The sequence below is a fragment of the Pseudomonas sp. BN606 genome (assembly GCF_029873115.1).
In the GTDB taxonomy this organism is placed as follows: Bacteria; Pseudomonadota; Gammaproteobacteria; order Pseudomonadales; family Pseudomonadaceae; genus Metapseudomonas.
The window spans coordinates 91,456-114,817 of the sequence record NZ_SSOF01000053.1 but is presented as its reverse complement, the minus strand read 5'-3'; the positions used below and the strand labels follow the sequence as shown (position 1 = coordinate 114,817).

27 protein-coding genes are annotated in these 23,362 nt (G+C 61.2%); 9 read left to right on the top strand and 18 right to left on the bottom strand.

All coding sequences use genetic code 11. The annotated features are described in order from the left end of the window. Entirely contained in the window at positions 1 to 693 is a 693-nt protein-coding gene (gene tsaA, locus E8E75_RS09000) for a tRNA (N6-threonylcarbamoyladenosine(37)-N6)-methyltransferase TrmO (protein ID WP_120654899.1), read from the top strand. Positions 694 to 827: 134 nt separating this feature from the next. On the opposite strand, the gene E8E75_RS08995 is transcribed toward tsaA, so the two are convergent. Next, positions 828 to 1,130, bottom strand: coding sequence for a putative quinol monooxygenase (locus E8E75_RS08995; protein ID WP_280358561.1), 303 nt, complete (start codon positions 1,128 to 1,130; stop codon positions 828 to 830). 60 nt (positions 1,131 to 1,190) lie between these two features. Between E8E75_RS08995 and E8E75_RS08990 the strand changes: the two genes are divergently transcribed. After that, positions 1,191 to 1,604: a VOC family protein gene (locus E8E75_RS08990; RefSeq protein ID WP_120654897.1), complete on the top strand. Its 414-nt coding sequence runs from the start codon at positions 1,191 to 1,193 to the stop codon at positions 1,602 to 1,604. A 58-nt stretch (positions 1,605 to 1,662) separates the two neighbouring features. Here the strand turns inward: E8E75_RS08990 and fpr are convergent, their stop codons facing one another. Then, the gene (gene fpr / locus E8E75_RS08985) at positions 1,663 to 2,442 is read right to left on the bottom strand and encodes a ferredoxin-NADP reductase (protein WP_120654896.1); all 780 of its coding nucleotides are present in this window, start codon (positions 2,440 to 2,442) and stop codon (positions 1,663 to 1,665) included. Positions 2,443 to 2,574: 132 nt separating this feature from the next. Here fpr and E8E75_RS08980 point away from each other — a divergent pair, with 132 nt between their 5' ends. Continuing rightward, complete coding sequence (locus E8E75_RS08980; RefSeq protein WP_120654895.1) at positions 2,575 to 3,501, top strand: LysR family transcriptional regulator; 927 nt, start codon at positions 2,575 to 2,577, stop codon at positions 3,499 to 3,501. 3 nt (positions 3,502 to 3,504) lie between these two features. Here E8E75_RS08980 and E8E75_RS08975 read toward each other — a convergent pair whose 3' ends face one another. Both E8E75_RS08975 and erdR read right to left on the bottom strand, forming a co-directional pair. Then, positions 3,505 to 3,870, bottom strand: a complete 366-nt coding sequence (locus E8E75_RS08975) for a diacylglycerol kinase (RefSeq protein WP_077527711.1) — start codon at positions 3,868 to 3,870, stop codon at positions 3,505 to 3,507. Between the two features lie 71 nt (positions 3,871 to 3,941). Then, a complete protein-coding gene (gene erdR, locus E8E75_RS08970; protein WP_153920843.1) occupies positions 3,942 to 4,592 on the bottom strand; it encodes a response regulator transcription factor ErdR in 651 nt (216 codons plus the stop codon). Positions 4,593 to 4,794: 202 nt separating this feature from the next. Here erdR and E8E75_RS08965 point away from each other — a divergent pair, with 202 nt between their 5' ends. Then, the gene (locus E8E75_RS08965) at positions 4,795 to 5,700 is read left to right on the top strand and encodes a DMT family transporter (RefSeq protein ID WP_153920841.1); all 906 of its coding nucleotides are present in this window, start codon (positions 4,795 to 4,797) and stop codon (positions 5,698 to 5,700) included. Here E8E75_RS08965 and E8E75_RS08960 read toward each other — a convergent pair whose 3' ends face one another. Further along, positions 5,701 to 6,411: a tRNA-uridine aminocarboxypropyltransferase gene (locus E8E75_RS08960; protein WP_120654892.1), complete on the bottom strand. Its 711-nt coding sequence runs from the start codon at positions 6,409 to 6,411 to the stop codon at positions 5,701 to 5,703. It lies immediately after the preceding gene. Positions 6,412 to 6,621: 210 nt separating this feature from the next. Here E8E75_RS08960 and E8E75_RS08955 point away from each other — a divergent pair, with 210 nt between their 5' ends. Together E8E75_RS08955 and E8E75_RS08950 are read left to right on the top strand one after the other, a co-directional pair. Then, a complete protein-coding gene (locus E8E75_RS08955; protein WP_120654891.1) occupies positions 6,622 to 7,035 on the top strand; it encodes a quorum-sensing-regulated virulence factor family protein in 414 nt (137 codons plus the stop codon). 227 nt (positions 7,036 to 7,262) lie between these two features. Beyond that, positions 7,263 to 8,342, top strand: coding sequence for an LOG family protein (locus E8E75_RS08950; protein WP_153920839.1), 1,080 nt, complete (start codon positions 7,263 to 7,265; stop codon positions 8,340 to 8,342). Between the two features lie 78 nt (positions 8,343 to 8,420). On the opposite strand, the gene recX is transcribed toward E8E75_RS08950, so the two are convergent. The 3 genes from recX to E8E75_RS08935 all read right to left on the bottom strand — a co-directional run bounded on the left by recX (position 8,421) and on the right by E8E75_RS08935 (position 10,536). After that, positions 8,421 to 8,882 carry a recombination regulator RecX gene (gene recX / locus E8E75_RS08945; protein ID WP_120654889.1) on the bottom strand — a complete coding sequence of 154 codons (462 nt, stop codon included), beginning with the start codon at positions 8,880 to 8,882 and terminating at the stop codon, positions 8,421 to 8,423. Positions 8,883 to 8,889: 7 nt separating this feature from the next. Continuing rightward, entirely contained in the window at positions 8,890 to 9,936 is a 1,047-nt protein-coding gene (gene recA, locus E8E75_RS08940; protein WP_120654888.1) for a recombinase RecA, read from the bottom strand. An 87-nt stretch (positions 9,937 to 10,023) separates the two neighbouring features. Next, positions 10,024 to 10,536, bottom strand: a complete 513-nt coding sequence (locus tag E8E75_RS08935) for a CinA family protein (RefSeq protein ID WP_120654887.1) — start codon at positions 10,534 to 10,536, stop codon at positions 10,024 to 10,026. 70 nt (positions 10,537 to 10,606) lie between these two features. On the opposite strand from E8E75_RS08935, the gene mutS reads away from it, so the two are divergent. Together mutS and fdxA are read left to right on the top strand one after the other, a co-directional pair. Continuing rightward, positions 10,607 to 13,180, top strand: coding sequence for a DNA mismatch repair protein MutS (gene mutS / locus E8E75_RS08930; protein WP_178123540.1), 2,574 nt, complete (start codon positions 10,607 to 10,609; stop codon positions 13,178 to 13,180). Between the two features lie 140 nt (positions 13,181 to 13,320). Further along, positions 13,321 to 13,644, top strand: coding sequence for a ferredoxin FdxA (gene fdxA, locus E8E75_RS08925; RefSeq protein WP_120654885.1), 324 nt, complete (start codon positions 13,321 to 13,323; stop codon positions 13,642 to 13,644). Between the two features lie 530 nt (positions 13,645 to 14,174). Here the strand turns inward: fdxA and rpoS are convergent. The 8 genes from rpoS to E8E75_RS08885 all read right to left on the bottom strand — a co-directional run bounded on the left by rpoS (position 14,175) and on the right by E8E75_RS08885 (position 21,344). Continuing rightward, the gene (gene rpoS / locus E8E75_RS08920) at positions 14,175 to 15,179 is read right to left on the bottom strand and encodes an RNA polymerase sigma factor RpoS (protein ID WP_120654884.1); all 1,005 of its coding nucleotides are present in this window, start codon (positions 15,177 to 15,179) and stop codon (positions 14,175 to 14,177) included. A gap of 107 nt (positions 15,180 to 15,286) precedes the next feature. After that, positions 15,287 to 16,189: a peptidoglycan DD-metalloendopeptidase family protein gene (locus E8E75_RS08915; protein ID WP_256661054.1), complete on the bottom strand. Its 903-nt coding sequence runs from the start codon at positions 16,187 to 16,189 to the stop codon at positions 15,287 to 15,289. A 132-nt stretch (positions 16,190 to 16,321) separates the two neighbouring features. After that, a complete protein-coding gene (locus tag E8E75_RS08910; protein ID WP_174235610.1) occupies positions 16,322 to 16,957 on the bottom strand; it encodes a protein-L-isoaspartate(D-aspartate) O-methyltransferase in 636 nt (211 codons plus the stop codon). A gap of 41 nt (positions 16,958 to 16,998) precedes the next feature. Continuing rightward, on the bottom strand, positions 16,999 to 17,748 hold the full coding sequence (gene surE, locus E8E75_RS08905; protein WP_120654882.1) for a 5'/3'-nucleotidase SurE: 750 nt from the start codon (positions 17,746 to 17,748) through the stop codon (positions 16,999 to 17,001). Continuing rightward, positions 17,736 to 18,794, bottom strand: a complete 1,059-nt coding sequence (gene truD / locus E8E75_RS08900; protein ID WP_153920837.1) for a tRNA pseudouridine(13) synthase TruD — start codon at positions 18,792 to 18,794, stop codon at positions 17,736 to 17,738. The genes surE and truD overlap by 13 nt, the downstream gene beginning before the upstream one ends. After that, complete coding sequence (gene ispF, locus E8E75_RS08895; protein ID WP_120654880.1) at positions 18,791 to 19,264, bottom strand: 2-C-methyl-D-erythritol 2,4-cyclodiphosphate synthase; 474 nt, start codon at positions 19,262 to 19,264, stop codon at positions 18,791 to 18,793. Before ispF ends, truD begins: the two co-directional genes overlap by 4 nt. A gap of 53 nt (positions 19,265 to 19,317) precedes the next feature. Further along, positions 19,318 to 20,163, bottom strand: a complete 846-nt coding sequence (gene fghA, locus E8E75_RS08890; protein ID WP_120654879.1) for an S-formylglutathione hydrolase — start codon at positions 20,161 to 20,163, stop codon at positions 19,318 to 19,320. Between the two features lie 68 nt (positions 20,164 to 20,231). Next, the gene (locus tag E8E75_RS08885; RefSeq protein ID WP_153920834.1) at positions 20,232 to 21,344 is read right to left on the bottom strand and encodes an S-(hydroxymethyl)glutathione dehydrogenase/class III alcohol dehydrogenase; all 1,113 of its coding nucleotides are present in this window, start codon (positions 21,342 to 21,344) and stop codon (positions 20,232 to 20,234) included. 102 nt (positions 21,345 to 21,446) lie between these two features. Between E8E75_RS08885 and E8E75_RS08880 the strand changes: the two genes are divergently transcribed. Further along, positions 21,447 to 22,361 (top strand): LysR substrate-binding domain-containing protein, encoded by a 915-nt coding sequence (locus E8E75_RS08880; protein ID WP_120654877.1) that lies wholly within the window; start codon positions 21,447 to 21,449, stop codon positions 22,359 to 22,361. Here E8E75_RS08880 and ispD read toward each other — a convergent pair. Together ispD and ftsB are read right to left on the bottom strand one after the other, a co-directional pair. Then, on the bottom strand, positions 22,337 to 23,047 hold the full coding sequence (gene ispD, locus E8E75_RS08875) for a 2-C-methyl-D-erythritol 4-phosphate cytidylyltransferase (RefSeq protein WP_120654876.1): 711 nt from the start codon (positions 23,045 to 23,047) through the stop codon (positions 22,337 to 22,339). The two genes, E8E75_RS08880 and ispD, sit on opposite strands and share 25 nt — an antisense overlap. Continuing rightward, positions 23,044 to 23,328: a cell division protein FtsB gene (ftsB, locus tag E8E75_RS08870; RefSeq protein WP_077527690.1), complete on the bottom strand. Its 285-nt coding sequence runs from the start codon at positions 23,326 to 23,328 to the stop codon at positions 23,044 to 23,046. Before ftsB ends, ispD begins: the two co-directional genes overlap by 4 nt. Between the last annotated feature and the right edge of the window lie 34 nt (positions 23,329 to 23,362).

Here is a 23,362-nt window from a genome sequence, read left to right as displayed (position 1 = left end):
ATGCAGCACAACATTTCGCCGGTCGGCTACGTCCGTTCCTGCTTCAAGGAAAAATTCGCCATCCCCCGCCAGCCGCATCTGGCCCCTGCGGCCCGGGGCGTGCTGGAGCTTACGCCGCCTTTCGACACTGGCGATGCCGTGGCCGGCCTGGAGCAGGTCAGCCATGTCTGGCTGCTGTTCCTCTTCCACCAGGCACTGGAAGACAAGCCGCGCCTGAAGGTGCGTCCGCCACGGCTTGGCGGCAACCAGTCCATCGGCGTCTTTGCCAGTCGCTCCACCTACCGGCCCAACGGCATTGGTCAGTCGGTGGTGAAGCTGGAAAAGGTGGAGGCCGGCCGACTCTGGCTATCCGGGATCGACCTGCTGGACGGCACTCCGGTAATCGACATCAAACCCTATGTGCCCTACGCCGATTGCCAGGATGGCGCGCTGAATGCCATCGCCGACGCTGCACCTGAACTCATTCCAGTGGAATGGGAGCCAACCGCCCTGCTCCAGGCCCATGAGCACGGCCAGCGCCTGGGTGAGCCCCTGACCGAATTGATCGAACAGTGCCTCGCCCAGGACCCACGCCCGGCCTATCAGAAGCCTGAGCCCGAACGCCGCTACGGCACCCGGCTGTGGGACGTGGATGTGCGCTGGCACTACCCGGAACCCGGACGGATTCGCGTGCTGGAAATCGCGCAAGGTTGAAACTGTGGGAGCGATTTGGATCGCGAATGAACTCGCTCCCACAGTTTCGTGAATCACTTCTTCGATCCACCAATGACGCTCGACAGCAGCGGTGGTGGGAATGAAGGGCGATTGCCACCCTTCAGACGCAGGAATCAGCGAACGGCGTTGAGCGCCAGGGAATCCGCTTCGATGCAATCCTGTTCGAGTATCAGAGGCTCCACCAGTGGCCGGCTGGCGAGGAAGTGCGGGGTCAGCATATGCGCCTCGAAGGCGGCTTCGTCGGTATAGACCTCGTAGAGCCAGATCAGGTCGGGGTCGCTGCGATCCTGCAGCACATCGAACACCAGACAACCGGGCTCGTCTCGTACCGACGCAGCGGCGTTGATGCGCATGGCATCCATAAAGGCGTCCAGGCTACCGGGACGCAGGCGGGTCTTGAGAAGAAGGCAGTACACGTTGAACTCCGTTTTGTCTTATATTTACAAAAAATTGTATACAAAAACGGAGTCAAAGAAATGCCCAGCCGTCCAAGTCGCCTCAATGGCCTGCGCCATATCGCCATCGTCGTGCCCAATCTGGAAGAGTGCGAACGCTTCTACGTGGACGTACTGGGCATGGAAGTCCTCAACCGCGCCAACGAGGACCTGGTTTACCTAACCTGCGGTAACGACAATCTCTCCCTCGGCCGAGCCTTTGCTCCCAGTAGCGGCATGCAGGCGGTGGATCACTACGGCTTCGTGGTGGACAGCCTTGACGAGCTGGAGGCCTGGTTCCAGTACCTCAAGGCTCATGGCGTGACCATGCTTGACCGTCCCTTCGCCCATGGCGACGGCGCCTACAGCTTCCATGTGCTGGACCCGGCGGGGAACAAGATCCAGCCGATCTACCACCCGGCTATCTCCGGGCAGCGCTTCAGTTCCCCGGTCTGATTCTCCGGGAACGACAAAGCCCGCCAATTGGCGGGCTTTGTTTTGGAGCTGTCGAGGCTTACTTCTCTACGAAGGCGCGCTCGATCAGGTAGTCACCCGGCTCACGCATGCGTGCGGAGATCTTCAGGCCGAAGCTGTCGAGCACTTCGCTGGTCTCGTCGAGCATGCTCGGGCTGCCGCAGATCATCGCGCGGTCGTCCTGCGGGTTGATCGGCGGCAGGCCGATGTCCTCGAACAGCTTGCCGCTGCGCATCAGGTCGGTCAGGCGGCCCTGGTTCTCGAACGGCTCGCGGGTCACGGTGGGGTAGTAGATCAGCTTGTCTTTCACCGCCTCACCGAAGAACTCGTTCTTCGGCAGGTGCTCGGTGATGAACTCGCGGTAGGCAACTTCGTTCACGTAGCGCACGCCGTGCACAAGGATGACCTTCTCGAAACGCTCGTAGGTTTCCGGGTCCTGGATCACGCTCATGAAGGGGGCGAGGCCGGTGCCAGTGCTCAGCAGGTAGAGGTGCTTACCGGGGTTCAGGTCATCGAGGACCAGGGTGCCGGTGGGCTTCTTGCTGATAATGATCTCGTCGCCTTCCTTGAGGTGCTGCAGCTGGGAGGTCAGCGGACCATCCGGCACCTTGATGCTGAAGAACTCGAGGTGCTCTTCCCAGTTCGGGCTGGCGATGGAATAGGCGCGCATCAGCGGACGGCCGCTGGGCTGTTGCAGGCCGATCATGACGAACTGCCCGTTCTCGAAGCGCAGGCCCGGGTCGCGGGTGCACTTGAAGCTGAACAGCGTGTCGTTCCAGTGATGAACGCTGAGGATGCGTTCGGAGTTCATGTTGCTCATTTACGGGGCTCCGAAAGTTTGGGAAGTCGCCAGCGCCGCACTGGTCAGGGGGCGCAATTGCGCGACATTGTAATGACCGCCACAATATCTGTTAACTGAATTATCAAGATATAGGTTATCGGTTATATAGATATGCGATTTACTCTCAGACAGATCCAGGTCTATGTCGCCGTCGCCCAACAGGAAAGCGTCTCCCGTGCTGCGGAGCAGTTGTCGCTCTCCCAGTCGGCGACCAGTACCTCACTAACTGAACTGGAGCGCCAATCCGGATGCCAGCTGTTCGATCGGGCCGGCAAGCGCCTCAGCCTCAGTGCCCTCGGTCGCCAGTTGTTGCCCCAGGCCGTCGCCCTGCTGGACCAGGCACGAGAGATCGAGGATCTACTCAATGGCAAGACTGGCTTCGGCTCCCTTGATGTCGGCGCCACACTCACCGTGGGTAACTATCTCGCCACACTGTTGATAGGCGCCTTCATGCAACGCCACCCGGAATGTCGCGTGAGCCTGCACGTGCAGAACACGGCGAATATCGTCCAGCAGATTGCCTTGTACGAACTTGATCTGGGTCTAATCGAAGGTGACTGTCAGCACCCGGATATCGAAGTCGTACCCTGGGTGGAGGATGAGTTGGTGGTGTTCTGCGCACCGCGGCATCCACTGGCAGCCAAGGGCCAGGCGAGCATGGAAGAACTCAGCCGCGAGGCCTGGATCCTTCGAGAACGGGGCTCAGGCACACGGCTGACCTTCGACCAGGCCATGCGCCATCACCCTACCCCGCTGAACATACGGCTTGAGCTTGAGCACACCGAGGCGATCAAGCGCGCGGTGGAGTCTGGGCTGGGCATAAGCTGCATCTCGCGGCTGGCCCTGCGCGATGCCTTCCGCCGTGGCAGCCTGGTGCCGCTGGAAACCCCGGGCATCGATTTGCGCCGGCAGTTCTACTTCATCTGGCACCGGCAGAAGTACCAGACAGCGGCCATGCGCGAGTTTCTCGACCAGTGCAGGGCATTGACCGCTGGCGTGAACCGAAGCGACGAGATCGTGCTACCACCGATAGCCTGAGGATTACCCGAGGAGGATCGTGGCCCAGACGGCGGTGATCAGGGTCAACGCCGTGAACTGAGCCGCACTGCCCATATCCTTGGCGTTCTTCGACAGCGGATGGCGCTCGAGCGAGATGCGGTCGATGGCCGCTTCCACCGCCGAGTTCAACAGTTCGACAATCAGCGCCAACAGGCACGCGCCAATCATCAGGGCGCGTTCGCCACGACTGACATCGAGAAAGAAGGACAGCGGGATCAGTACCACATTGAGCAGTACCAGCTGGCGGAAGGCAGCTTCGCCAGTGAAGGCGGCACGCAGGCCGTCGAAGGAATAGCCGGCGGCATTGAGGATGCGTTTGAGGCCAGTCTGGCCTTTGAATGGCGACATAGTAGAAGGGGCTTTAGAAAGGAGCGCGCAGCCTAACGCAACGCGCTTCAAATTTGCGTGAAATGCCGAACTCAGGCCGAAGGAATCGATTCCATCTGTTGCAGCAGCAGTGCAGCCTGGGTTCGCGTACGTACATTGAGCTTGCGGAAGATGGCCGTTACGTGGGCCTTCACCGTAGCTTCGGAGACATGCAGCTCGAATGCGATCTGCTTGTTCAACAGCCCTTCGCAGACCATGGTCAGTACGCGGAACTGCTGAGGCGTCAGGCTGGCGAGGCCTTCACTGGCCGCCTTGGCCTCATCGGACAGGGCCTGGGCCTCCTGAAGCTGAGGCGGCCACCAGGCGTCGCCATCGAGCACCGCGCGCACCGCGCTCTGGATCACTTCCAGTGGACTGGACTTGGGAATGAAGCCGCTCGCACCGAACTCACGCGAACGTGCGACTACCGCGGCCTCTTCCTGTGCAGAGATCATTACGACGGGAATCTGTGGGTACTGGCCACGCAATAACACCAGTCCGGAAAAGCCATAGGCGCCTGGCATGTTCAGATCGAGCAGGACCAGGTCCCAGTCGGCGCGCTCGCCCAGACGGGTCTCGAGTTCGGCAATGCTCGCCGCTTCCACCAGCCGTACATCAGGCCCGAGGCCCAGGGTCAGGGCTTGCTGCAAGGCGCTGCGAAACAGCGGGTGGTCATCGGCGATGAGAATTTCGTATGAGGCCATGGGCATGTCCTTTTTGTAATGGGCCCAGACACGCCTCTCTGGGGTGTGGAGAGGCATTTCGGCACGACGGGATACGCTAGCCAGGACCCGGAGCTTGATACGGGCAGGCCGTAAAGCGGCGCTCAGCATGCCGAGCCGGGACGGGGTGGTCAAGTCGAACGCTTTACGGCAAAGTTTCCGGCTTTTCCCGTCGAGAAACACCATGCGAAGCCAAGCACTGCGCGCCGATATCCTGATGCTGATCACTGCCGCCATCTGGGGCGCAGCTTTCGTCGCCCAGCGCCTGGGCATGGATGCGGTCGGCCCCTTCCTTTATACCGGCCTGCGCTTCGCCCTTGGCGCCCTGATCCTATTGCCCCTGCTGCTGGTGCTGCCCAAGCCAGCGGTCAAGCAACCACTCAATCGCGGCATGCTGCTCGGCGGCTTGCTGATGGGCCTGGCCCTGTCGCTGGGAATCAATCTGCAGCAGGTGGGCCTGCTGTTTACCAGCGTCACCAATTCCGGCTTCATCACCGGTCTCTACGTCATCATCGTGCCGCTGCTGGGACTCTTCCTCGGCCATCGCACTGGCATGGGGACCTGGCTGGGGGCCAGCCTGGCGGTCATCGGTATGTCCCTGCTCAGCGTCGGTGAAGGTTTCCAGGTTGCATCCGGTGACTGGCTGCAGCTGGCTGGCGCCTGCGTCTGGGGCGTGCATGTGCTGCTGGTGGGTTTCTTTGCCAGCCGCTATGACCCGATCCGCCTTGCGATCCTGCAATTCGCGGTATGCGCGTTGGTGAGCCTGGCGCTGGCCGTCGTGTTCGAAGAGATCCGGATAGACGCCATCCTCCAGGCCGGCCCGGCCATTCTCTATGGCGGCGTTATCGCCGTCGCCATCGGTTACACCCTGCAGGTGGTAGCGCAGCGCCACGCCATCGCCTCCCACGCCGCCATCATCCTCTCCCTGGAAGCGGTGTTCGCCGCTATCGCAGGTGCCCTGCTGCTGGATGAGTCCCTGCACACACGCGGCTACTTCGGCTGTGCCCTGATGTTCGCCGGCATGCTGGTGGCCCAGCTCTGGCCGCAGAAGCGTGAAGTGCAGGCGAGCCCGACCAGCGCCGAAGCCTGATCAGAGGAAAACACTGAGCGCCTGATGCGCCGGACTTGCCTCGTCCAGGGGCAACTTCCGCTTGGCGCCCAGGTAGCGTTCAGTGAACACATCCAGATAGGCGTTCAGCGCGCCACCGGCCTGTTCGTCACCGGCCAGCTCCAGGCAAAGCGCACCGACTTCGGCGGTGCATAGGTGCTCCTCGCGAGTGGAGCGGCGCAAGCGATAGCGGGAAATCTGCTCCGGGGTCAGGCTCAGCACTGGGAAGCGATCCAGATAGGGGCTCTTGCGGAACATCTTGCGCGCCTCGGTCCAGGTGGCATCGAGCAGGATAAACAGTGGCCGCTTGCCCGCCCCCGTCTCGACGTGATCCACCACACGCTCCGGCTCCGCATACTCGCCTGGAAACACCAGGTACGGCTGCCACTGCGAGTCTTCCAGCAGCGCCAGCAGTGCCTCATCCACCTCGGTGCGCGACCAGCCAAAAGCCCAGGTATCGGGCACCAGATCCGCAATCAGCCAACCGGTGTTGCTCGGTTTCATTGGCTCGGAGTGATACATCATCAGGCACACGCCGGAGCGCACAGGGACCTTGGGGCGCCAGGCGCAGAAGCAATACTCGAAAGCGACCCGGCACCCCGGGCAGCGGGGCGAACGCGATCCACGGGCCACGAAGGGACGGGTGCTGCGCGCAAGACACTCGGCGCGCAGGCGGAAAACAGCGTGACTCATCGAAGCGGATTCCAGTACGGCAGCTGATCAGCCCGCATACCGAATGGTGGCAGGTGAAATCAGATTGATCGGAAAGAATCGAGCGATTCTACCAGAGGCGTCGTAACGCACCGTCGACCGGACGACGCAGATTTTTCACGCGACAAGCCCCGCCTGCGAACGCACAATTGCCGCGCTGGTCAAACAGCTACTTTTCGTTAGGAGATTTCCATGCTGCGCCTCACTGCCCTCGCCCTTTGCGCGACCCTGCCATTGTTCGCCCAGGCCGCCTCACTGAAGGACTACGAGCTCAGCAAGATGCTCGATAAAGTGGCCAAGGAGAGCAGCGCCGGTACGCCGCGCGCGATCAACGAGGACATCCTCGACCAGGGCTACACGGTGGATGGCAACGAACTGGTGAATCACCTCAGCGTGCGTGAGGCCCATGCCGCCCAGATGCGCGCAAATCCCGATGCCGTGCGCGCACAACTAGGTGCGAGCGTTTGCCGCAACACCGGCTACCGTCAATTGCTGGCACGTGGCGCAGGCCTGCGCTATGAGTTCAGCGAGTACAAGACCAATCGCCCGGTGACTTCCGAGCGCTTCACCGCCAAGGACTGCGGCCTCAAGGCCAAGACCAACTAATCGTTTCTGCGGCGCTCCCCAGTTCGGAGCGCCTTCTCCTTCCCCTATGTGCAGCCGACGCGCTGCGCCATGCTCCAGAGCTTGGCCTCCCTACATTCAGGCGGAGGTCGGCTGGAAAAGATTCGTTCCCTGCCGCAAGCTGTAGTTGAGCGGCTCGACTGGGTCGCCCGGATTACGGACACAGCCAGCAGAGCGGCTCAGAGAAGTCGATGAGCAAGGAGAATGCTATGCCCTATGATCCGGACGATTATCTCTCCCGGCACTTCCAGACCAGTGGAATCGACCTGACCCAGAAAGTCGATGAGCTGATCAACCTTACCGTTCCCAGCGGCAGCCCCAACCTCGCGCTCTACCGCGAAATGCTGATTACCGTGGTGCGCATGGCGCAGGCCGACCGCAACCGTTGGGACGCCAAGATCATGCTGCAGACTCTGCGCGAAATGGAGCACGCCTTCAGCGTACTAGAGCAGTTCAAGCGGCGTCGCAAAGTCACCGTGTTTGGCTCGGCGCGAACCCCTGAGGGGCACCCCGTCTACACTCTGGCCCGCCAGTTGGGCGCTGAACTGGCCAAGCGCGACCTGATGGTTATCACCGGTGCAGGCGGCGGCATCATGGCCGCAGCCCATGAAGGTGCTGGGCTGGAAAACAGCCTTGGACTGAATATCACCCTCCCTTTCGAACAACATGCCAACACTACGGTCGATGGCACCGAACATTTGCTGTCGTTCCACTTCTTCTTTGTACGCAAGCTGTTCTTCGTCAAGGAAGCCGATGCGCTGGTGCTATGCCCAGGTGGTTTCGGCACGCTGGATGAAGCGCTGGAAGTGCTTACCCTGATCCAGACTGGCAAGAGCCCGGTCGTGCCAGTGGTGTTGCTGGACGAGCCGGATGGTAGCTATTGGGAAGACGCCATCGGATTCCTCCACGAGCAACTGGAACGCAACCGCTACATCCTGCCCAGCGACATGAACCTGATGCGTCTAGTGCGCAATGCCGACGAAGCCGCAGCAGAAATCGCGCAGTTCTACCGCAACTACCACTCCAGCCGCTGGCTGAAGAACAGCTTTGTGATTCGCATGAATCATACGCTCAGCGGACGGGCCCTCGACCAGATTCGGGAGCAGTTCGCAGACCTATGCCTGGAGGGCGATTTCAGTCAGCAAGCGTATCTAGAGCCGGAGAAGGATGAGCCGGAGTTCAGTGAGCTCATTCGCCTGGCATTTCGCTTCAATGGCCGTGACCACGGTCGCCTGCGCGAGCTGATCGACTTCATCAACCTGCCGCAACACTGGGCCAGCAAAGTCTGATCCGCCAAGCACAACCAATCCCATCCAGCGACCAGCCATGCGCGACCGCGCATGGCTCAAGGCTGCCCTTATGGAACGTCAGTCGTCGGAACTACCGCGCAGGAGACGGCTGATCATCTCCATGGAATAGCCACGGTAGGTGAGAAAGCGGCCCTGCTGAGCACGCTCGCGGGCGTCCTGGGGCTGCCGATTGAACTTACGACGCCAGACCTCGCGCAGCTGTTCGTTCCAGTCGATATCAGCCTCGCGCAGGGCCAGGTCGATATCGCTTCGTGGAAGACCGCGCTGGGCCAGCTCTTCGCGAATGCGTTGCGGCCCATAGCCGCCGCGGGCGCGGCTGGCGATGAAGCTTTCGAGATAGCGGGATTCGGAGAGCAGGCCCTCTTCCGTCAAACGGTCGAGGGCACTGTCGATCAACTCAGGAGGGGCGCCGCGCTGACGCAGCTTACGCGTCAGCTCGAATCGCCCATGCTCGCGCTGCGCCAGTAGGTCCATGGCGGCCCGCCGCACTGCGGCGGAGTTGTCGAGCACTACAGGCATAGGAGGATCAGAGGTCTACGTCGGCCAGATCGTCAACTGTGGCAGCCGACTTGGTGTTGGCGGACGAGTCGACCAGCAGCTTCTCGCGGATGATCTTCTCGATGGCGCTAGCAACTTCCGGGTTGTCTTCCAGGTACTTGGCGGCATTCGCCTTGCCTTGGCCGATCTTGTTGCCCTGGTAGCTGTACCAGGCACCGGACTTCTCCACCAGGCCCTGCTGCACACCCAGGTCGATGATCTCGCCGGTGCGGTAGATGCCTTTGCCGTACATGATCTGGAATTCGGCCTGGCGGAAGGGCGGAGCCACCTTGTTCTTCACAACCTTGACGCGGGTTTCACTGCCCACGACTTCCTCACCCTCTTTCACCGCGCCGGTGCGGCGAATGTCGAGGCGCACGGAGGCGTAGAACTTCAGGGCGTTACCGCCAGTGGTGGTTTCCGGGTTGCCGAACATCACACCAATCTTCATACGAATCTGGTTGATGAAGATGACCAGGCAGTTGGCGTTCTTGATGTTGCCGGTAATCTTGCGCAGTGCCTGGGACATCAGGCGCGCTTGCAGACCAACGTGGGAGTCACCCATTTCGCCTTCGATTTCGGCCTTGGGTACCAGAGCGGCCACGGAGTCGACGATGATCACGTCAACGGCGTTGGAGCGCACCAGCATGTCGGTGATTTCCAGGGCTTGTTCGCCAGTATCCGGTTGGGAAACCAGCAGATCGTCGACATTCACGCCGAGCTTGCCGGCGTAGTCCGGATCCAGGGCATGTTCGGCGTCGACGAAGGCGCAGGTAGCGCCCATTTTCTGGGCTTCGGCGATGACGGAGAGGGTCAGGGTGGTCTTACCGGAAGATTCGGGACCGTAGATTTCTACGATACGCCCCTTCGGCAGGCCGCCAATACCAAGCGCGATGTCCAGGCCCAGGGAACCGGTAGAAATAGCCGGGATAGCCTGGCGGTCATGGTCGCCCATGCGCATGACCGCGCCCTTGCCGAACTGTTTCTCGATCTGGCCCAGGGCAGCAGCCAAGGCGCGCTTCTTGTTCTCGTCCATTGAAGTCCTCACTAAAATCAAGAGGGCCTGGCGGCCACCAACAACTGTATAAGTAGACAGTATTATTCCATAGGGCAAGTCGCTCGCCTACCCCTGAACGGCTTTTTCTCCTGCAGCTAGTCGGATCAGTCCCTTGAGCGCTTCCGCAACAGTTTGTCGGCGCACGGCCAGGCGATCGCCCGGAAAGTGGCGGCGTACAGCCTCGACATCCCTTCCATTCCCCCACGCCAACCAGACCGTACCGACCGGTTTATCCGGCGAGCCACCATCCGGTCCGGCCACACCGCTGACCGCTATGGCGAAACGTGCGCCGCTACGCTGCTGGGCGCCATGCACCATTGCCTCGACCACCTCTCGGCTGACCGCTCCCACCTGCGGAAACAACTCCATCGGCACCGCGAGCTGCTCGGTTTTCTGCGTATTCGAGTAGGTGACATAGCCCGCCTCGAACCAGGCGGAGCTACCCGGAATACGGGTGATCGCTTCGGCGATGCCACCGCCGGTACAGGACTCTGCGGTGGTTACCGACTCACCACGCGCCTTTAGCTCCTCTCCCAGCCTGGCGGCCAGGGAAGTCAGCTCTTCATCGGTAACGGACATGTGCACTCCGGGGTTAAAGCGGGCCAGCGGGATACCGTACACTAGCGCCTTTTGCACGCAAGGCCAGCCAATGAGTCAGAGCGATCTCAGCGAACACACCCCGATGATGCAGCAGTACTGGAAGCTGAAAAATCAGCACCCGGACCAGCTGATGTTCTATCGCATGGGCGACTTCTACGAGATCTTCTATGAGGACGCCAAGAAAGCCGCCAAGCTGCTCGACATCACCCTGACCGCACGCGGCCAATCGGCAGGCAAGTCGATTCCCATGGCCGGCATCCCTTTCCACTCGGTGGAAGGTTACCTGGCCAAACTGGTGAAGCTTGGTGAGTCCGTAGTCATTTGCGAACAGATTGGCGACCCCGCCACCAGCAAAGGCCCGGTGGAACGCCAGGTGGTTCGTATCATTACGCCAGGCACCATCAGTGACGAAGCGCTATTGGATGAACGCCGCGACAACCTGCTCGCTGCCGTGCTCGGCGATGAGCGTCTGTTCGGCCTCGCAGTTCTGGACATCACCAGCGGGCGCTTCACCGTGCAGGAAATCAAAGGCTGGGAGAACCTGCTGGCTGAACTGGAGCGTCTCAACCCTGCCGAGCTGCTGATACCGGACGACTGGCCCCAGGGCCTGCCGGCCGAAAAGCGCCGCGGCGTACGCCGTCGTGCCCCCTGGGACTTCGACCGCGATTCGGCAAAGAAGAGCCTCTACCAGCAGTTCGGAGTTCAGGATCTCAAGGGCTTCGGTTGCGAAACGCTGACCCTTGCAATTGGCTCGGCCGGCTGCCTCCTGGGCTATGCGAAGGAGACGCAGCGCACCGCCCTGCCCCACCTACGCAGCCTGCGCCACGAGCGCATCGACGACACCGTCATCCTCGATGCTGCCAGTCGCCGCAATCTGGAGCTGGACGTGAACCTGGCCGGGGGCCGAGACAACACCCTGCAATCAGTGATCGACCGCTGCCAGACCGCAATGGGCAGCCGCCTCCTGAGTCGCTGGCTGAACCGCCCACTGCGCGACCGTGCCGTGTTGGTTGCCCGGCAGGACGCCATCGACTGTCTGTTGGATCGCTATCGTTTCGAAAGCCTGCAGCCGCAGCTGAAGGAGATCGGCGACGTCGAACGTATCCTCGCCCGAATCGGCCTGCGCAATGCGCGCCCCCGTGACCTGGCCCGCCTACGCGACGCCCTCGCCGCCCTGCCGCAACTGCAAGGCGCGATGACTGAACTGGAAGCTCCGCACCTGCAGGAGCTGGCAGGCAGTATCCGCACCTATCCGGAACTGGCCGACCTGCTGGCTCGCGCCATCATAGAAAACCCGCCAGCTGTCATTCGTGACGGTGGCGTGATCAAGACCGGCTACGACGCTGAACTGGACGAACTGCAGGCACTTAGCGAGAACGCCGGCCAGTACTTGATGGATCTGGAAGCGCGGGAAAAGGCCCGTACCGGCCTACCCAACCTCAAAGTCGGCTACAACCGCATCCACGGTTACTTCATCGAGCTGCCGCGCGTGCAAGCCGAACAGGCACCTGCGGACTACATTCGCCGCCAGACCCTGAAGGGCGCCGAGCGTTTCATCACGCCAGAACTGAAAGCCTTCGAAGACAAGGCGCTATCGGCCAAGAGCCGCGCCCTGGCACGGGAGAAGATGCTCTACGACGAGCTTCTGGAACTGCTGATCGAACAGCTGGCACCGCTGCAGGATACTGCCGCCGCCCTGGCTGAGCTGGATGTGCTGAGCAACTTCTCCGAGCGCGCGCTGAACCTCGACCTGAACCGACCACGCTTCGTCGACGAACCCTGCATGCGCATCAACCAAGGCCGTCACCCGGTGGTGGAACAGGTACTGGACACCCCCTTCGTGGCCAACGACCTGGCCCTGGATGACGCCACCCGCATGCTGATCATCACCGGCCCGAACATGGGCGGTAAATCGACCTACATGCGCCAGACCGCACTGATCGTGCTGCTCGCCCACATCGGTTGCTTCGTGCCGGCGGCCAGTTGCGAGCTGTCGCTGGTGGACCGCATCTTCACCCGCATCGGTTCCAGCGACGACCTGGCTGGCGGCCGTTCCACCTTCATGGTGGAGATGAGCGAAACCGCCAACATCCTGCACAACGCCAGCGCAAGCAGCCTGGTGCTGATGGACGAAGTGGGTCGCGGCACCAGTACGTTCGATGGTCTCTCGCTGGCATGGGCGGCAGCCGAGCATCTGGCCCAACTGCGTGCCTTCACCCTGTTCGCCACCCACTACTTCGAGCTGACCGTTCTGCCTGAAGCTGAACCGGTGGTAGCGAACGTCCATCTGAATGCCACCGAGCACAAAGAGCGCATCGTATTCCTGCACCATGTGCTGCCGGGCCCGGCAAGCCAGAGCTATGGCCTGGCGGTAGCGCAATTGGCAGGCGTCCCCGGCGGAGTGATCCAGCGCGCCCGCGAGCATCTGGCGCGGCTGGAAACCACCAGCCTGCCTCATGAAGCTCCGCGGCAGGCCCCCGGCCAGCCAAGCGCGCCAATGCAGAGCGACCTGTTCGCAAGCCTGCCGCACCCGGTGCTGGACGAATTGGCGAAGATCAAGCCGGATGATCTGACGCCTCGGCAGGCGCTGGAGCTGTTATATACACTGAAGTCACGCATCTAACCCCTTAACCGCACAAGCTGCTAGAATCCCGCGCGCTCTGGAGTGCACCCGGGAATCAGCCTACCCGGTACCGTGAGTTCCCGAGCCGAGAAGCCGGATATAGAAGGCTTCCGAGCCGCCGCTTGAGGAGAAGAATAGAAATGACCTTCGTCGTCACCGACAACTGCATCAAATGCAAATACACCGACTGTGTGGAAGTCTGTCCGGTGGACTGCTTCTACGAAGGCCCGAACTTCCTGGTCATTCACCCGGACGAGTGCATCGACTGCGCACTGTGCGAGCCCGAATGCCCGGCGCAAGCCATCTTCTCCGAGGATGAAGTGCCTGAGGACATGCAGGAGTTCATCGAACTGAACCGTGATCTGGCCGAAGTGTGGCCAAACATCACCGAGAAGAAAGAAGCCTTGGCCGACGCCGAAGAGTGGGATGGTGTCAAAGGCAAGCTGGAGCATCTGGAGCGCTGATTCGTCTGCGCATCCAAACGCAAAAAGGCCCGCATCTGCGGGCCTTTTGCTTTCCTGCGGGCGAAAAAAGGGGCGGGGGATACCCGCCCACTCTTTTGTCCCTATTCCCTGTATTCCTTGCTCATCATCCTGATGAATCGCATCCCGCGATGTCCTTGGTCGACGTCCTTATCAACCCGCGTACATCCTGTACGCAAGAGTGATATTAGTGATCCGGGAGCACAGAGCAAGTTGGCAGGTTGCCGCACAGACGACCAAGCCAGTTCAATGTAAAAAAATAAATTTCTTATTAATCAATAAGTTAAAAATTCTCCTATCAGATTTTCACCAATCACGAGCAGCAACCTCCTCTAATCACGCACATAGCGTGTAAGCAATGACTTACACCGCAACGCATAAAAGAGGACTTCGTTGATCCGTGAAACACGCCTTCAAGCCCGACTCCAGTCACAGCATCAGGCCGTTCTATTCCTCCACTCCGACCATGAAAAAGCCCGGCCTAAGCCGGGCTCTTTCGCTTTGCTCCAGGTTTACTGGAACAGGGCATCGCTAGACAAACCGTTCTTCTCCAGGATCTCCCGAAGCCGTTTCAGCGCTTCGACCTGGATTTGCCGCACCCGCTCACGGGTCAGGCCGATCTCCTGGCCCACTTCCTCGAGCGTGCAGCTTTCATGACCGCGCAATCCGAAGCGGCGAACAACCACTTCTCGTTGCTTGTCGGTAAGTTCGGACAGCCACTGGTCGATGCTCTGCGAGAGATCATCGTCCTGCAACAGCTCGCAGGGGTCGGTGGGTCGATCATCGGTCAGTGTGTCCAACAGAGTCTTGTCGGAATCCGGACCGAGGGAAACGTCCACGGAAGTCACCCGCTCGTTGAGACCGAGCATGCGCTTGACCTCGTCAACAGGCTTTTCCAGCAGATTGGCGATTTCTTCAGGCGAAGGCTCGTGATCCAGTTTGTGGGTCAACTCACGTGCGGCTCGCAGATAGACATTGAGCTCCTTGACCACATGGATCGGCAGGCGGATGGTCCGGGTCTGGTTCATGATGGCCCGTTCAATGGTCTGACGGATCCACCAGGTCGCATAGGTAGAGAAGCGGAAGCCTCTCTCCGGATCAAACTTCTCCACAGCCCGGATCAAACCGAGGTTGCCCTCTTCGATCAAGTCGAGCAGCGACAAACCGCGGTTGACGTAACGTCGTGCGATCTTCACTACAAGGCGGAGGTTACTTTCGATCATGCGCTTGCGCCCGGCAGGATCACCACGCTGCGCAAGGCGCGCGAAGTGCACTTCTTCTTCCGGGGTTAGCAGGGGGGAAAAACCGATTTCGTTGAGGTACAGCTGAGTCGCGTCTAGCGCGCGGGTGTAGTCGATATACTTGTGTTGCTTTGGTGAGGTTGAATGCCGGGATTTTGCGGTAGGCAGAGGCGCGTCGTTCTCCTCGCTCAACGCATCATCCAATATGACGCCCGGCTCCAGAAGGAGCAGTTCGTCATCGACGTCAAACTCCGGCGCTTCTTTATTGAGTGCCATTGTTGTTGTCCCTTGCTGAGTTCGACAACAAGCCCTGGCGAAGCCTTATATCCCTGGCGCCGCCCGAGCCCGTCCTTACCACGTGGTGGAACGGGCTGAATAACGGGTCAACGACGTGGCAGGTATTGCAGCGGATCTACAGGCTTACCCTGACGGCGAATTTCAAAATGAAGCTTCACCCGGTCAGTTCCCGTTGAGCCCATCTCGGCAATTGTCTGCCCGACCTTGACCTGCTGTCCCTCCCGCACCAGCAGCCTGCGGTTATGACCGTAGGCGCTTACGTAGGTATCGCTGTGCTTGATGATGACCAATTCGCCGTAGCCCCGTAATCCACTTCCGGCATAAACAACTGATCCATCTGACGCAGCCAAGACAGGCTGGCCTAATTCCCCAGCGATATCAATCCCTTTATTCAAACTGCCGTTTGACGAAAAACGGCCGATCAAAGGCCCACTCGCGGGCCATACCCAACCGGCTGCAGAGCGCGTAATAGACGCGTTCTGGGTAGATACAGGTGCAGTCGCGACCGGTTGCGGTGCTTGCGATTGGGGGCGGACAGCCGGTTGCTGGGGCTGCACGGGCGGGCGGGTCGAAGTAGCGCTACTACCCGTTCTTGAATTGGTCACCACGGGCGCGGTAGCGACCGTTGTCGGACGAGCCTGGCTAGGTTGGCCATCGAAACGGATGATCTGGCCGGGACGAATCACGTAGGGTGCAGGAATGCTGTTGCGCGCTGCCAGGGCTTTCCAGTCCCAGCCAAAGCGAAACGCTATGGAATAGAGGGTGTCGCCGCGCTGGACGCGGTACTGGCCGCTGGTGACGGGTTGTCGCTGTGGCGCGGAAGTCGCCCCCGAATGATTGCGATCGACGATGCTGACACCATCTTTCTGGGTACTGGAGCAGCCGGCAAGCAGAATGCCGACGGCCAAAACGGGCAACCAGGTGAGCCCATTCCCCACGCGAATCCACTGCCGAATGGCCTTCAGGCTCACTCTTGTCCCCTTTCCCAACATTCGAAGGTCTTGATCATTGTGCCGGAAATATCCGGACGAGCCAGTCGCCTGCCGCACAAAGTACTGCAGGAAGACCGCTTGGCGGTGCATCAGAAAGTTGCCCTAGACGCAGGTTCCCTGAAATCGGCCTCAGGCGAGCGGGCCACTGAGCAGCGGCACGAAGCGTACGGCGTCGAGCACATGGCGAGTGAATCCCTGCTCCTCGCGAACGATCAGCATCAATTGCTGGACATCGCCCGCACCCACCGGAATCACCAGACGCCCACCGGGAGCCAGTTGATCCAGCAGCGCCTGGGGAACATCCGCCGCCGCCGCCGTCACGATGATACCGTTGTAAGGCGCCAGCGCTGGCCAGCCTTCCCATCCATCGCCCCAGCGGAACACCACATTGCGCAGGTTGAGAACCGCCAGACGTTCCTTGGCCTTGTCCTGCAGGACCTGAATGCGTTCAACGGAAAACACGCGCTCGACCAGCTGCGCGAGGATTGCGGTCTGATAGCCCGAGCCGGTACCAATCTCCAGCACCTTGTCCAGCGGTCCCGCAGCCAGCAGGAGCTCGGTCATCCGAGCGACCATATAGGGTTGCGAGATGGTCTGGTTGTGGCCGATCGGCAGCGCAGTGTCCTCGTAGGCGCGATGGGCCAGGGCCTCATCGACGAACAGGTGACGCGGTGTCCGGCGAATGGTTTCGAGCACACGGGCGTTGGACAGCCCTTCCTCGTACAGACGCTGGATAAGGCGTTCGCGAGTGCGCTGGGAGGTCATGCCAATCCCACGGCGCATCAGGTCATCCTGTTCCCGGGACATCAGAGCAGGCCCTCCAACCAGCTATCGAGGCCCTGGAAGGCCTCATTGAAAGTCCGATCGAGCTGCAGGGGTGTGATGGACACATAGCCCTGCATCACTGCATGGAAATCCGTACCGGGCCCGCCGTCTTCAGCGTCACCGGCCGCCGAGATCCAATATCCCTCCTTGCCCCTGGGGTTGACCACCTTTACCGGTGCGGCAGCACGTGCGCGATGGCCCAGGCGGGTCAGTTGGATACCCCGGATGCGCTCGAGCGGCAGGTTGGGAATGTTCACATTGAGCACGGTGCGCGGCGGCAGGTCGAGCTGATCATGCGCAGCCACAAGCCGGCGCGCGATGTGCGCGGCGGTGGGCAGGTTGTCGGCCTGGCGCGACAGCAGCGAGAAGGCGAACGCGGGCAAGGCGAGGAAGCGCCCTTCCAGAGCCGCGGCCACGGTCCCCGAATAGAGCACGTCATCGCCCAGGTTGGCGCCGAGGTTGATCCCCGAAACCACCATGTCAGGCAATTGCTCGAGCATGCCGTTGAGCCCGAGGTGGACGCAGTCGGTCGGCGTGCCGTTGAGGCAGATGAAACCGTTGTCCAGCGTACTGGGGTGAAGCGGGCGGTCCAGGGTCAGGGAACTGCTGGCGCCGCTCTTGTCCTGGTCCGGTGCGATGACCACGCAGTCGGCGTAATCCTTGAGCGCACCATGCAAAGCGGCCAGACCGGGTGCATTCACCCCGTCGTCGTTGGAAATCAGAATGCGCATGGGTTTTCCGTCTGCCCTGTCGGCAGCAGATCGACGAGCTCACGCACCACTGCGGTGGCGAAGCATCCAGCCGGCAGGACGAATTCCAGTTGCAGAACGTCAGGCTCGGGATAATGCCACGTCAGGCCGCCGATGGGGAGGCGGAGGATGCGCCGTTCGTGCGCCATTCCCGCTTCGGCCAACCAGTGGCAAAGTGCCGGCTCCGCCGCGGCAATCGCCGCTTCCAGCATCTGAGGCTGACCTTGAGCAGGCGATGCGCCCTCTCCCCACAGCGGCCCGGTCGGATGCAGATCCAGCTCGGCCAGACGGGGGTCGCTGCACTCGGCCTCGCCTGCAGGGAAGAAGCTGCGACTGGTGGTGAAAGCGAGCAGATCACCAACTTGAGCCCGGTTCCAGGTACCGGCAGCAATACGCTCGGCCAACACCCGATTGAAGAGAAAGCTGCGACCTGCCGAGAGCAGCCGCGAACGAAGATTGCGCTGCACCGGCAGTTCCTTGCGCTCAGCAAAGGCGCGGGCGTCAACCACGTTTCCACCGCCATGACCAAAGCGCTGCAGGCCGAAATAGTTGGGCACCCCGGCCTCGGCCAGTTGCTTGAGTCGCGCGTCCAGTGCTTCTCGATCAGCAACCAGGTGGGTCAGGCGCAGGGTGAAGCCATTGGCCGAATGGGCCCCGCGTTGCAGCTTGCGCTTGTGACGGACGATCTTGAGTATCCGCAGATTGGCGTTCTCAGCGGCAGACAGGTCCGGATCAGCCTTGCCCGGCAAGTGCAGGCTGAACCATTGGCGGGTCAACGCCTGACGGTCCTTCAGCCCGGCATAGCTCACCACTTTCAACGGCACGCCGGCAGCCCGGGCAATGCGCCGCGCGGCTTCCTCGGTGTTCAGCTCACGCTTCTCCACCCAGAGCCAGAGGTGCTCGCCCTCACCTTCCAGCGGAATGTCCAGCACTTCGTCGACCTGGAAATCCTCTGCCACGGCCTTCAGTTGTGCCTGCCCGAGGGGCTCACCATGGGCGCGCGGGCCCAGCAGTTCGAGCTCGTTCATACCGGTAGCAGCAGGGCAACCGCGTGTACGGCGATGCCCTCCTCACGTCCCGTGAAACCGAGCTTCTCGGTAGTGGTGGCCTTGACGTTGACGTGGTCCAGGTCGACCTCCAGATCGGCTGCAATATTGGCGCGCATGGCCTCGATATGTGGTGCCATCTTCGGCGCCTGTGCAACGATGGTTCCGTCGACATTGCCGACTTTCCAGCCCTTGGCTTTCACCAGGGAGAGCACATGACGCAGCAGCGCACGGCTGTCAGCACCCTTGAACTGTGGGTCGGTATCAGGGAAGTGCTTGCCGATGTCGCCCAGCGCGGCTGCGCCAAGAAGGGCATCGGCCAATGCATGCAGCAGCACGTCGCCGTCGGAATGGGCAATGAGCCCGAACTTGTGGGGTATGCGCACGCCGCCGAGGGTGATGAAGTCGCCTTCACCGAAGCGGTGTACATCGTAGCCGTGGCCAATTCGCATAGAGAAGAACGCCCTGAAAAGTCAGGGCGTGATTCTACCCATTTTGCAGACGCTTAGCCCTTGAGGGCCTCGGCGTGATGCTTCAGGTGGTCGCCAATGAAACTGGCAATGAAGTAGTAGCTGTGGTCGTAGCCAGGTTGCAGGCGCAGAGTCAGCGGGTGCCCGGCTGCATTGGCTGCTGCCTGCAGGGCTTCGGGCTTGAGCTGATTGGCAAGGAAGTCATCACGGTCGCCCTGGTCCACCAGGATCGGTAAACGCTCGTTAGCCTCGGCCAGCAACACGCTGGCATCCCACTCGCGCCAGCGGGCTCGGTCGTCACCCAGATAGCGACTGAATGCCTTTTCGCCCCAAGGGCAGGCCATAGGATTGCTGATAGGGGCGAACGCCGACAGCGACTGATAGCGCCCCGGATTGCGCAACGCGCAAACCAATGCACCGTGGCCTCCCATCGAGTGCCCGCTGATACCGCGCTTCCCAGACACAGGGAAGTTGGCCTCGATAAGCGCGGGCAACTCGTGCACCACGTAGTCATGCATGCGGTAGTGACGTGCATAGGGCTCCTGGCTGGCATTCAGGTAGAAGCCGGCGCCAAGACCGAAATCCCAGGCATTGTCTGGATCAGCAGGTACATCTGCGCCACGTGGGCTGGTGTCCGGCGCAACGATGATCAGCCCCAGCTCCGAGGCCAGGCGTTGCGCGCCGGCCTTCTGCATGAAGTTCTCATCGGTGCAGGTCAGCCCCGACAGCCAGTAGAGCACTGGCAACTTTCCACCTTGCTCCGCCTGGGGCGGCAGGTAGACCGCGAACACCATCTCGCAGTTGAGACTGGTCGAGCGGTGACGGTAGCGCTTGTGCCAGCCGCCGAAGCTCTTGTTGCTGGAAACGATCTCAAGAGTCATGGAGCGATCTCCGTCAAAGCCGGGCGCCCGAAGCTGAAGGCCTTGCCTGCCTCGGGCTGCCCGCCTGATTAGTAGTGGACGACCGAGCGGATGCTCTTGCCTTCGTGCATCAGGTCGAAGGCCTTGTTGATGTCGTCCAGCCCCATGGTGTGGGTGATGAAGGTATCCAGCGGGATTTCACCCTTCTGTGCCTTGTCCACATAACTCGGCAACTCGGTACGCCCCTTCACGCCGCCAAAGGCCGAACCGCGCCACACACGACCGGTCACCAACTGGAACGGACGGGTGCTGATCTCCGCACCAGCCGGCGCTACGCCGATGATGACGGACTCGCCCCAACCCTTGTGGCAACACTCGAGCGCCGCGCGCATCAGGTTGACGTTACCGACGCACTCGAAGCTGTAGTCGACGCCGCCATCAGTCATTTCGACGATGACGTCCTGGATCGGCTTGGCATGGTCCTTCGGATTGACGAAATCGGTGGCACCCAGTTCTCGGGCCACATCGAACTTCTCCGGGTTGATGTCGATGGCGATGATGCGCGATGCCTTCGCCATCTTGGCGCCAATGATCGCCGCCAGACCGATGCCGCCCAGACCGAAGATGGCCACTGTGGCGCCCTCTTCTACCTTGGCGGTGTTGAGCACAGCGCCGATGCCGGTGGTCACGCCGCAACCCAGCAGGCAGGCCTTCTCCAGCGGAGCTTCCTTCGGGATCTTCGCCAGGGAGATTTCCGGCAGCACAGTGTACTCGGAGAAGGTGGAGCAGCCCATGTAGTGGTAGATCGGCTGACCGTTGTAGCTGAAACGGGAAGTGCCGTCCGGCATCAGACCCTTTCCCTGAGTGGCGCGTACTTTCTGGCACAGGTTGGTCTTGCCGGATTTGCAGAACTTGCACTCGCGGCATTCGGCTGTGTAGAGCGGGATGACGTGATCACCCACCGCCAGCGAGGTAACGCCCTCGCCCACCGCTTCGACGATGCCGCCACCTTCATGGCCAAGGATGCAGGGGAACACGCCTTCGGAGTCGGCGCCGGACAGGGTATAGGCATCGGTATGGCAAACGCCCGTTGCCACGATCCGAACCAGGACTTCGCCGGCCTTGGGCGGCGCGACGTCGACTTCGACGATCTGCAGCGGCTGGTTGGGCGCAAAGGCCACAGCGGCACGGGACTTGATCATGGTCATTCTCCTGCTGATTGAAATGGCCAAGGAGTGTAGTTGAGGCACCAATGGTAAATAATCGACCACAAAGCAAAACTTTATTGCTGTGGAGGGATAATGATGAGTCGTTGGGAAGGCCTGGACGAATTCGTCGCCGTTGCCGAAACCGGCCAGTTCACCGCTGCGGCGGATCGCCTGGGTATTTCGTCATCCCATGTCAGCAGGCAGATCGCCCGACTCGAAGAACGCCTGCAGACACGCCTGTTCTATCGAAGTACCCGGAAGGTAGCCCTTACCGAGGCCGGACAGACCTTCCTGCAGCACTGCCAACGCCTGATGGATGCACGCGAGGAAGCGCTTCGAGCAGTGAGCGACCTCGCCAGCGAACCCAAGGGTTTGCTGCGCATGACCTGCGCGGTGGCCTATGGCGAACGGTTCATCGTGCCACTGGTCAACGAGTTCATGGCACGCCATCCACAGTTGCGCGTGGACATCGAATTGAGCAATCGCACCCTGGACCTGGTGCATGAAGGACTCGACCTGGCGATACGCCTGGGCCGTTTGCAGGATTCGCGGCTGGTGGCGACGCGCCTTGCGCCGAGGGTCATGTACCTCTGCGCAGCGCCTTCCTATCTGGAGCGTTATGGTCGCCCGCACAGCCTCTCGGAGTTGGCGCGGCACAACTGCCTGATTGGCAGCGCGGACCATTGGGATTTCCTCCAGCAAGGGCGCGAGCATGCGATCAGGGTCCAGGGCAACTGGCGCTGCAACAGTGGCCAGGCCGTGCTAAATGCGGCGCTGCGGGGGTTCGGCCTATGCCAGTTGCCCGACTACTACGTGCTGGAGCATCTGCGTAGCGGTGCGTTGGTGTCGCTGTTGGAACAACACCGCCCGCCGAACACGGCGGTCTGGGCACTTTATCCACAGCAGCGGCACCTCTCGCCAAAGGTGCGGCAACTAGTGGACCTACTGAAGGCTGGGCTGGCCGAACGGCCGGAATATGCGACGGATCAGACGCGTGTCGACCAACGCTGACGCAGCCAGTCGAGATCTTCGGGACGGGTGATCTTGAGGTTGTCGGCGCGACCCTCTACCAGCCTGGGCGCGTTGCCGGCCCACTCCATGGCAGAGGCTTCGTCGGTGATGGCAACACCTGCTACCAAGGCATCAGCCAGCGCCCGGTGCAGGGCACCGAAGCGAAACATCTGTGGCGTGTATGCCTGCCAGATCAGGCTGCGGTCTACGGTTTCCGCTACCCGGCCATCGGCGCTTGCACGCTTCAAGGTGTCCCGGGCCGGCACGGCCAGCAGGCCACCCACCGGGTCATCAGCCAACTCTGCCAGCAGCAGGTCAAGATCGTAGCGCGACAGGTTCGGTCGCGCCGCATCATGCACCAGCACCCAGTCGTTGGCTCGGGCGCCGTGCTCGGCCAGCCGCAACAAAGCGCTGAGCACCGAATCCGAGCGCTCCTTGCCGCCATCGGCACGGATGATGCGCTCGTCGGTGGCGCAGGGCAGCGTTGGCCAGTAGGGATCGTCGACCGAAAGGCTGACTACCAGTCCCTTGAGCTGTGGATGATCCAGGAAGCAGTCGAGGCTGTGCTCGAGAATGGTTCGCCCGGCGAGTTCGAGATACTGCTTGGGACGGTCGGCGCGCATGCGGGCACCGACACCGGCGGCAGGAATCACCGCCCAGAAAAAGGGGATATCGGCCTGGTTCATTCGGAAATCTGGTAGAGGGTTTCGCCTTCCTTGACCATACCCAGCTCGTGCCGGGCACGCTCTTCGACGGTCTCCATACCCTTTTTCAGCTCCATCACTTCCGCTTCCAGAATGCGGTTTCGCTCCAGCAGGCGTTCGTTCTCGCCTTTCTGTTCGGCAATCTGGTGTTGTAGATCCTGGACCTGCGCCAGGCTACCGTCGCCCACCCAGAGGCGATACTGCAGGCCCGCCAGCATCAGGATCAGGACAACGAACAACCAGTAAGTGTTAGGGCGAGTCATTTTGCCAGGGAGTATCCATGCGAAAAGGGCAGCT

What these genes read in the sequence shown, in the direction of transcription:
- tsaA (WP_120654899.1), top strand. Translation starts at nt 1, where the DNA reads ATGCAGCACAACATTTCGCCGGTCGGCTACGTCCGTTCCTGCTTCAAG.
- E8E75_RS08990 (WP_120654897.1), top strand. Translation starts at nt 1,191, where the DNA reads ATGCCCAGCCGTCCAAGTCGCCTCAATGGCCTGCGCCATATCGCCATC.
- fpr (WP_120654896.1), bottom strand. Translation starts at nt 2,442, where the DNA reads ATGAGCAACATGAACTCCGAACGCATCCTCAGCGTTCATCACTGGAAC.
- E8E75_RS08980 (WP_120654895.1), top strand. Translation starts at nt 2,575, where the DNA reads ATGCGATTTACTCTCAGACAGATCCAGGTCTATGTCGCCGTCGCCCAA.
- E8E75_RS08975 (WP_077527711.1), bottom strand. Translation starts at nt 3,870, where the DNA reads ATGTCGCCATTCAAAGGCCAGACTGGCCTCAAACGCATCCTCAATGCC.
- erdR (WP_153920843.1), bottom strand. Translation starts at nt 4,592, where the DNA reads ATGGCCTCATACGAAATTCTCATCGCCGATGACCACCCGCTGTTTCGC.
- E8E75_RS08965 (WP_153920841.1), top strand. Translation starts at nt 4,795, where the DNA reads ATGCGAAGCCAAGCACTGCGCGCCGATATCCTGATGCTGATCACTGCC.
- E8E75_RS08960 (WP_120654892.1), bottom strand. Translation starts at nt 6,411, where the DNA reads ATGAGTCACGCTGTTTTCCGCCTGCGCGCCGAGTGTCTTGCGCGCAGC.
- E8E75_RS08955 (WP_120654891.1), top strand. Translation starts at nt 6,622, where the DNA reads ATGCTGCGCCTCACTGCCCTCGCCCTTTGCGCGACCCTGCCATTGTTC.
- E8E75_RS08950 (WP_153920839.1), top strand. Translation starts at nt 7,263, where the DNA reads ATGCCCTATGATCCGGACGATTATCTCTCCCGGCACTTCCAGACCAGT.
- recX (WP_120654889.1), bottom strand. Translation starts at nt 8,882, where the DNA reads ATGCCTGTAGTGCTCGACAACTCCGCCGCAGTGCGGCGGGCCGCCATG.
- recA (WP_120654888.1), bottom strand. Translation starts at nt 9,936, where the DNA reads ATGGACGAGAACAAGAAGCGCGCCTTGGCTGCTGCCCTGGGCCAGATC.
- E8E75_RS08935 (WP_120654887.1), bottom strand. Translation starts at nt 10,536, where the DNA reads ATGTCCGTTACCGATGAAGAGCTGACTTCCCTGGCCGCCAGGCTGGGA.
- mutS (WP_178123540.1), top strand. Translation starts at nt 10,607, where the DNA reads ATGAGTCAGAGCGATCTCAGCGAACACACCCCGATGATGCAGCAGTAC.
- fdxA (WP_120654885.1), top strand. Translation starts at nt 13,321, where the DNA reads ATGACCTTCGTCGTCACCGACAACTGCATCAAATGCAAATACACCGAC.
- rpoS (WP_120654884.1), bottom strand. Translation starts at nt 15,179, where the DNA reads ATGGCACTCAATAAAGAAGCGCCGGAGTTTGACGTCGATGACGAACTG.
- E8E75_RS08910 (WP_174235610.1), bottom strand. Translation starts at nt 16,957, where the DNA reads ATGACCTCCCAGCGCACTCGCGAACGCCTTATCCAGCGTCTGTACGAG.
- surE (WP_120654882.1), bottom strand. Translation starts at nt 17,748, where the DNA reads ATGCGCATTCTGATTTCCAACGACGACGGGGTGAATGCACCCGGTCTG.
- truD (WP_153920837.1), bottom strand. Translation starts at nt 18,794, where the DNA reads ATGAACGAGCTCGAACTGCTGGGCCCGCGCGCCCATGGTGAGCCCCTC.
- ispF (WP_120654880.1), bottom strand. Translation starts at nt 19,264, where the DNA reads ATGCGAATTGGCCACGGCTACGATGTACACCGCTTCGGTGAAGGCGAC.
- fghA (WP_120654879.1), bottom strand. Translation starts at nt 20,163, where the DNA reads ATGACTCTTGAGATCGTTTCCAGCAACAAGAGCTTCGGCGGCTGGCAC.
- E8E75_RS08885 (WP_153920834.1), bottom strand. Translation starts at nt 21,344, where the DNA reads ATGATCAAGTCCCGTGCCGCTGTGGCCTTTGCGCCCAACCAGCCGCTG.
- E8E75_RS08880 (WP_120654877.1), top strand. Translation starts at nt 21,447, where the DNA reads ATGAGTCGTTGGGAAGGCCTGGACGAATTCGTCGCCGTTGCCGAAACC.
- ispD (WP_120654876.1), bottom strand. Translation starts at nt 23,047, where the DNA reads ATGAACCAGGCCGATATCCCCTTTTTCTGGGCGGTGATTCCTGCCGCC.
- ftsB (WP_077527690.1), bottom strand. Translation starts at nt 23,328, where the DNA reads ATGACTCGCCCTAACACTTACTGGTTGTTCGTTGTCCTGATCCTGATG.